The following is a 5,873-nucleotide window of genomic DNA, read 5'->3' on the forward strand; positions in this document are numbered from 1 at the left end:
CGCATTTACCACCGTTGGTTCCGTGTAGCTTTGGGACTTCAACCTGGATCGCGGCCTTATCCCCAACGATAGCCTCCTATGCGGTTCCTGTTCGTCAGGCCGGAGGTTTGCCGCCGACTTCCTTCAGATTTCGCCTCGCGACGAACACCCTTGTCTTTGGCTATGTCTTTCCCGCTACCGGGCAGACTCCGATCTTTCATCGGTTAGAAACGTGCGCCGCCAGGCGCACAATGCAAAAGAGCAGTCACCTGATCGTGACTGCTCTTTTCGTATGCCTTACGCCCTTTTCCGCTGATCTTCCTCCGCCGCCTCCTGCTCGAGCGCAAGCACTGCCTGTACGAGGATGGCGCACTCAAGACGCTTTTTCTGGATCTCACAGCCCAGCTTGTACGGATGACGGATGTCTCCGTGGAAGAGGTCGGCATTCGCATGACAACCGCCGCTGCAGTAGAACCGCGCCCAACAGTCGCGGCAGAGCGGCTTGTTCAGCACGTGCGAATTGCGGAAATACGTCGGCAGCTCCGTATTCTCCACGCCCGTGAAGACCGAGCCGAGGCGATACTCCTCGCGCCCAACGAACTGATGGCAGGGGTAGAGATCGCCGTTCTCCGCCACAGCGTAGTACTCATGCCCCGCGCCGCAGCCCGCGAGACGCTTTGCCACGCACGGGCCATGATTCAGATCCATATTGAAGTGGAAGAAGAAGAACCCCTTCCCCGCGCGCACGCGGCTGAGATACGTCTCGGTCAGATGGTCGTACTCGGCAAAGATGCGTGGCAGATCTGCCTCCGTAAAGCCGAGCGGGCTGTCTTTCAAGACGACCGGCTCCATCGAGAGGATATCGAAGCCCGCCTCATTCATCGCGAGCACATCCTTCGTAAAGTCCAGATTCTCGCGCGTATACGTCCCGCGCAGATAGTAGTCGTTGCCATGACGCACATCGACGAGCTTTTTGAAGTTCTTCATCACGACATCGTACGACCCGTTGCCGCGCACATCGGGGCGCATCGCGTCGTGCACCTCGCGCCGCCCATCCGAGGAGAGCACAACGGAGATATTGTTGTCGTTCAGCCACGCGATATTCTTGTCCGAGAGCAGCATGCCGTTCGTCGTCAGCGTCAGCTTGAACTCCTTGCCCGTCTCCTGCTCGCGCCGGCGGACATACTCCGTGACCTCCTTCACCGTGCGCAGATTCATCAGCGGCTCCCCGCCGAAAAAGTCAATCTCACAGTGCTTTCGAGGGCCGCATCCATGGATGATGAAGTCCACCGCTGCGCGCCCGACCTCGGGGCTCATGACGGCGCGATGTCCGCCGTAGCTGCCGCCGTCGCCGAAGCAGTATTTGCAGCGCAGATTGCAGTCCTGCGCCACCATAAGACAAAGCGACTTCACGAGCCCACGCGACTTGAACGTCGGCGGCACGTTGATGTCGGGCGCAAAGAGTGCGCCCGCCGCCATCAGCTCGTGCAGTTCCCCGCACGCCTCACGCAGCTCACTCTCGGGATAGCGCCCCGCAAGGCGCGCAATCACCGCCTCGTCGTTCGTTCCGTCGAAGTCATCCATCATATCGTAAATCATCTCGTCAATCACATGGACAGCCCCGCTGTTCACATCGACAAGGATGTGCATATCGTTCTGCTTGAACTTATGCGTTCGGACTTTCATTCCTACTCCTTTATTTCATAAAATACACAGATATTCCGCAACGCAAAGCCTCCCCCGTGCGAGACGGGGGAGGGGAACCGCGAAGCGGTGGAAGGGGCGCTTTGAACGCGCATCACGAACAAAAGCATAAAGGGGCTGCTGCACGAGTCAACAAGACTTCATGCAACAGCCCCGCAGCCGATTCCCCCGCCTCACTTCGCGCAGGGCTGGTTGCCCACCGTGCAGGAAGTCTTGCAGGCGGACTGGCAGGATGCCTGACACTCACCGCAGCCGCCCGTGTAGAGCGTGGACTGCATCGTCGGCTTGTTGACCGTCTTGATGTGCTTCATGACTCATTCCTCCTCAATCGGTCGTTACTACTAGATTTTATCGCATAAATTCCATTTATGCAAGTGATTTTTCACACTCGTCCCAGATGCCCTCCGTGCGGCGGATGTCCGCGCCGAGCGCAACGAGCTTTGCCACGAGATCATCATAGCCGCGGTCAATATGGTGGATGTAGCCGACGCGCGTCTCGCCTTCTGCAACGAGTCCCGCGAGCACCATCGCCGCACCCGCGCGCAGATCGGTCGCGCGCACGGCAGCACCCGTCAGAGGACGCCCGCCCTCGACCGTCGCCGTCCGTCCATCCACGCGGATTGCAGCGCCCATGTGCTGCAGCTCCTCCACGTGCATAAAGCGATTCTCGAAAACCGTCTCCGTCACAACGCTCGTCCCCTCCGCAACGGCAAGCATCGCCATGAACTGCGCCTGCATATCCGTCGGAAAGCCGGGATATGGCATCGTCTTGAGGTCGATCGCCTTCATCTTCCCGTCCGCACGCACGCGGATGCCCGCAATCCCTTCCTCGATCTGCGCGCCCGCCTCCTTGAGCTTCGCCACAACGGGCTTCAGATGCTCGCTGATTGCATTCTCGATGAAGACATCGCCGCCTGTCATCGCCGCCGCAACCATGTACGTCCCCGCCTCAATGCGATCGGGGATGATCGTATAGTCCGCCGCGCGCAGTCCCGGCACGCCGTCAATCTTGATCTGATTCGTCCCCGCGCCGCGAATGTGTGCGCCCATGACATTCAGATAGTTCGCGAGATCGACAATCTCCGGCTCGAGCGCAGGGTTTTCGAGAATCGTCTGTCCCTCAGCGCAGGATGCCGCCATCATCACGTTCTCCGTCGCGCCCACGCTCGGGAAATCGAAATAGATGCGCGCCCCCTTGAGCCCCTTCGGCGCGGAGGCGTGAATCGCCCCCTGCGTGATGTCAATCTGGGCGCCGAGCGCCTCAAAGCCCTTGAGGTGCAGATCAATCGGACGCGTCCCGATCGCACAGCCGCCGGGCAGCGAAATCTCCGCGCGCCCCTCACGGGCGAGCAGAGGGCCCATGATGAGAAAGGACGCACGCATCTTGCGCACGAGCTCATAGGGTGCCGAGACCGTCTCGATGCGCGTCGCATCGATCCTCAGCCGATGCTCTGCGGCAGAGTAGTCCGCCTGCACCCCGAGCGCGCGCAGCACCGAGGAGATCGTATAGACATCCTCGAGCGCGGGCACATCGTCCAGCACACTCACGCCGCGACTGCCGAGGAGTGCCGCCGCAATGATCGGCAGCACCGCATTCTTTGCCCCGCCGATCTTCACGCGTCCGCGCAGGGGATTACCCCCATGAATGACCAGTTGTTCCATTCGCCGTTCCCCTCCCTGCGGCTTATTCCTCTACCTTGAGCGTCGCGTGTATCACATTCTCGATGACATACGGTGCAAAGAATTTTTCCTTCTCTTCCCGCTTCTTCTGATCGGCAAGCAGCGTCACGCGCTTCTCCGGCTCTGCCTTCGCCGCACGCTCCGACGCCTTTGCCGCCGCCTTCATGCGCTTCTTCATCTCCTTCTCGGAGGTCGGTGCGGGCGCAGCACCCGGCGCAATGATGATCTCGTTGTTCTGTCCCTGCTCCGCGAGCTCGCGGAGACGATCCTCCGTCGACTTGAACCGCTCCTCATCGTCGGGGATCTCAAGCCCTGCCTGAGCAAGCAGCATCAGCGGATTCACGGGCACGAAACCGCCCCCGCGAATATCGAGATGCAGCGTCCCCGCAGGCTGCGCCTTGGGCACCTGATACGGGATCGAGAGCGTCTCCTCCGCCTTGCGGTACGGGCGAATCGTCGTCTTGAACGTCACCGTCTCGCCCGGCTTCACCGTCATCTTGTCCGGCGTCGCCGAGACAAGGAGTGCCGTCTCACGCCCCGCATCCAGCTCCACATCCACATCGACATCGATGACATCGGACTCCTTCTCCGCGTTCGTCACAATCAGATTCATCGCCTGCAGCAGCTCCGTCACGGCGACCTGCCCGACATCTGCCGCGCTGTAGTACATATTGCGCCGCTCGAAGAGCCCGCCCTCATAGGCATTCGTGCGGATTGCAAAGCGCACGCGCGCCGTGCTGCTCCCGAGAGAGTCCGAGACACGGCTCATCGCCGCATAGGCAATGCTGCCAGAGAGGATCGGCAGGAAATCCTCGTCATAGGCGATCTGTGCGCCGAACGTCTCCTCCGTCCCGAGCGCATTGTCCTTCACATGAATCTGCATGGGCACGGAGGTCGGGAACGTCCCGAGAACCCCCGCGACACCCGTCTCACGATCCTGATTGATGCGCCCGATCACACTGCCGATGTTTGCAATCTTCATGCCGTTGCTCTGCCCCGCAATCGTGCCAATGACATCCGCATCCGTCATGAAATAGTTGACATTTCCCTTGTGCATAAAGGAATGCCCAAAGCCCAGAACATTTTTGCCGTCGACCGCCGTCACCGTGCCCGTCGCGCCGACGCTGAAATCGCCATAGACAATCGCAACGCCCATCGCCTGACCGCCCGTAAGCGCAGCGTCATAGCGCGTATGGAGATTCGTATTGCCGCCAAAGCCGCCGAGGGGAAGCAGCGTCGTCCCCTTCATCGGAAGATTGTCCTGCAGATAGCGCAGCCCCGCCGTATTGAATCCCTGCGCAAAGACATACGCCTTCTCCTCCGCTGCGGGTGTCTCACTTGCAGCCTCGGCAGACGTATCCTCCGCCGCTTGCTCGGGCTGCTCCCCCCTGAGCACCGCCATCATATCGCGCCACTCAGACTCGCGCTCCTCGCGCGACATCTTCTCAAATTCCTTTTCGCGCGCACGCAGACGGCGCTTTTCCTCTGCCTTTTTGCGCTCCTCGATCTCCTTCACGAGATCGACCGTCACAATATTCGTCTGATTCTTCACATCCGGCATCGACCAGAGCGGCGTCATATCCTCGATCGGCGTGATGAAGAACGTATAGGGACTGAGATCCTTCACCCCCGCCGAGAGCGCACCGACAAGGCGGTCACCGACATAGACAGGACTGCCGCTCATGCCTTGGAGAACGCCGCCAACCTGCTCGATGAGCTCCCCGCTCGTCCGTGCCATAATCATGCGCTGAGCGCCCTTGCCGCCGTCCATCGGGCCGAGGATCTCCACGGGGAATGTACGGATCTCACCCGATGTATCCAGTACCGTGTACGCCGTGCCCTGCATCCCCGCCGTCAGCTCACTGTACGGGAGAATCGGCGGCATCGCATGAACTGCCGGCGTATAGAAGTTTATCGTAAGCGCAAAAAGAGACGCCGCTGCAAGGCGTTTCAAAGAATATCGCAAAATGTCACCTCAAAAAAATGCTACAATAGAGTCTATCCGCTCTATTGTAGCACACAGTAAAAGATTACGCTAGTTTTTTCGCATAAAGGGACACCCGTCGTATTTCCTCCTCAATCGGACACCCCCCACGTCAAAAGGAAACGGAACACGAGCAATGACTCATAGCTCCACGCCACGGCACACAGCCCCGTCGATATGCTGTAGAGGAGAACCGTGATCGTAAACACCTGCTTGCGTCCGATGCGGTCTGCAATCGTCCCCACAAGCACAGCACCAAGTGCCATCCCAATCAGCCCAATCGAGCCAATTTCAGTGCGTAGAAAAAAGCCCGCGAATCATCACGAGCTTATCTTTTGCGGCAACTACCTACTCTCCCACGTCGTCTCCAACGAAGTACCCTCGGCCTCTGAACGCTTAACTGCTGTGTTCGGAATGGGAACAGGTGGAACCGTTCAGGCATCATCACCGCATCTTCTTGAGTGCTTGTACACTCAAAACTTCACAGAAGAAACTATCAAGCAAATTGTTCTTGTTAGGCAAAACT

General features: G+C 59.2%; 4 protein-coding genes, 1 rRNA gene, 1 pseudogene and 1 other annotated feature (1 of these 7 only partly in view). All 6 genes and pseudogenes read right to left on the reverse strand.

The window, feature by feature from the left end; all coding sequences use genetic code 11:
- Positions 1-276: 276 nt before the first annotated feature.
- The 6 genes and pseudogenes from scfB to rrf all read right to left on the reverse strand — a co-directional run bounded on the left by scfB (position 277) and on the right by rrf (position 5,799).
- Complete coding sequence (scfB, locus tag AXF19_RS01780; RefSeq protein WP_066844271.1) at positions 277-1,665, reverse strand: thioether cross-link-forming SCIFF peptide maturase; 1,389 nt, start codon at positions 1,663-1,665, stop codon at positions 277-279.
- Between the two features lie 191 nt (positions 1,666-1,856).
- Complete coding sequence (gene scfA / locus AXF19_RS01785) at positions 1,857-1,994, reverse strand: six-cysteine ranthipeptide SCIFF (RefSeq protein WP_006691237.1); 138 nt, start codon at positions 1,992-1,994, stop codon at positions 1,857-1,859.
- A 55-nt stretch (positions 1,995-2,049) separates the two neighbouring features.
- Positions 2,050-3,345 carry a UDP-N-acetylglucosamine 1-carboxyvinyltransferase gene (gene murA, locus AXF19_RS01790; protein ID WP_066844274.1) on the reverse strand — a complete coding sequence of 432 codons (1,296 nt, stop codon included), beginning with the start codon at positions 3,343-3,345 and terminating at the stop codon, positions 2,050-2,052.
- Between the two features lie 22 nt (positions 3,346-3,367).
- Entirely contained in the window at positions 3,368-5,248 is a 1,881-nt protein-coding gene (locus AXF19_RS01795) for a SpoIVB peptidase S55 domain-containing protein (RefSeq protein WP_237141655.1), read from the reverse strand.
- A gap of 200 nt (positions 5,249-5,448) precedes the next feature.
- Positions 5,449-5,637, reverse strand: a pseudogene (locus tag AXF19_RS14165) (MFS transporter); the annotation flags it as partial.
- Between the two features lie 45 nt (positions 5,638-5,682).
- Positions 5,683-5,799 (reverse strand): 5S ribosomal RNA (rrf, locus tag AXF19_RS01800).
- Positions 5,800-5,852: 53 nt separating this feature from the next.
- Positions 5,853-5,873: a sequence feature (23S ribosomal RNA rRNA prediction is too short), on the reverse strand (it continues 350 nt past the right edge of the window).

This window comes from Selenomonas sp. oral taxon 126, from assembly GCF_001683335.1.
GTDB lineage: Bacteria > Bacillota > Negativicutes > Selenomonadales > Selenomonadaceae > Centipeda.

Excerpts from the sequence above, each read along its gene's own strand:
- murA (WP_066844274.1), bottom strand. The coding sequence starts at position 3,345 with ATGGAACAACTGGTCATTCATGGGGGTAATCCCCTGCGCGGACGCGTG.
- scfB (WP_066844271.1), bottom strand. The coding sequence starts at position 1,665 with ATGAAAGTCCGAACGCATAAGTTCAAGCAGAACGATATGCACATCCTT.
- scfA (WP_006691237.1), bottom strand. The coding sequence starts at position 1,994 with ATGAAGCACATCAAGACGGTCAACAAGCCGACGATGCAGTCCACGCTC.
- AXF19_RS01795 (WP_237141655.1), bottom strand. The coding sequence starts at position 5,248 with ATGCCGCCGATTCTCCCGTACAGTGAGCTGACGGCGGGGATGCAGGGC.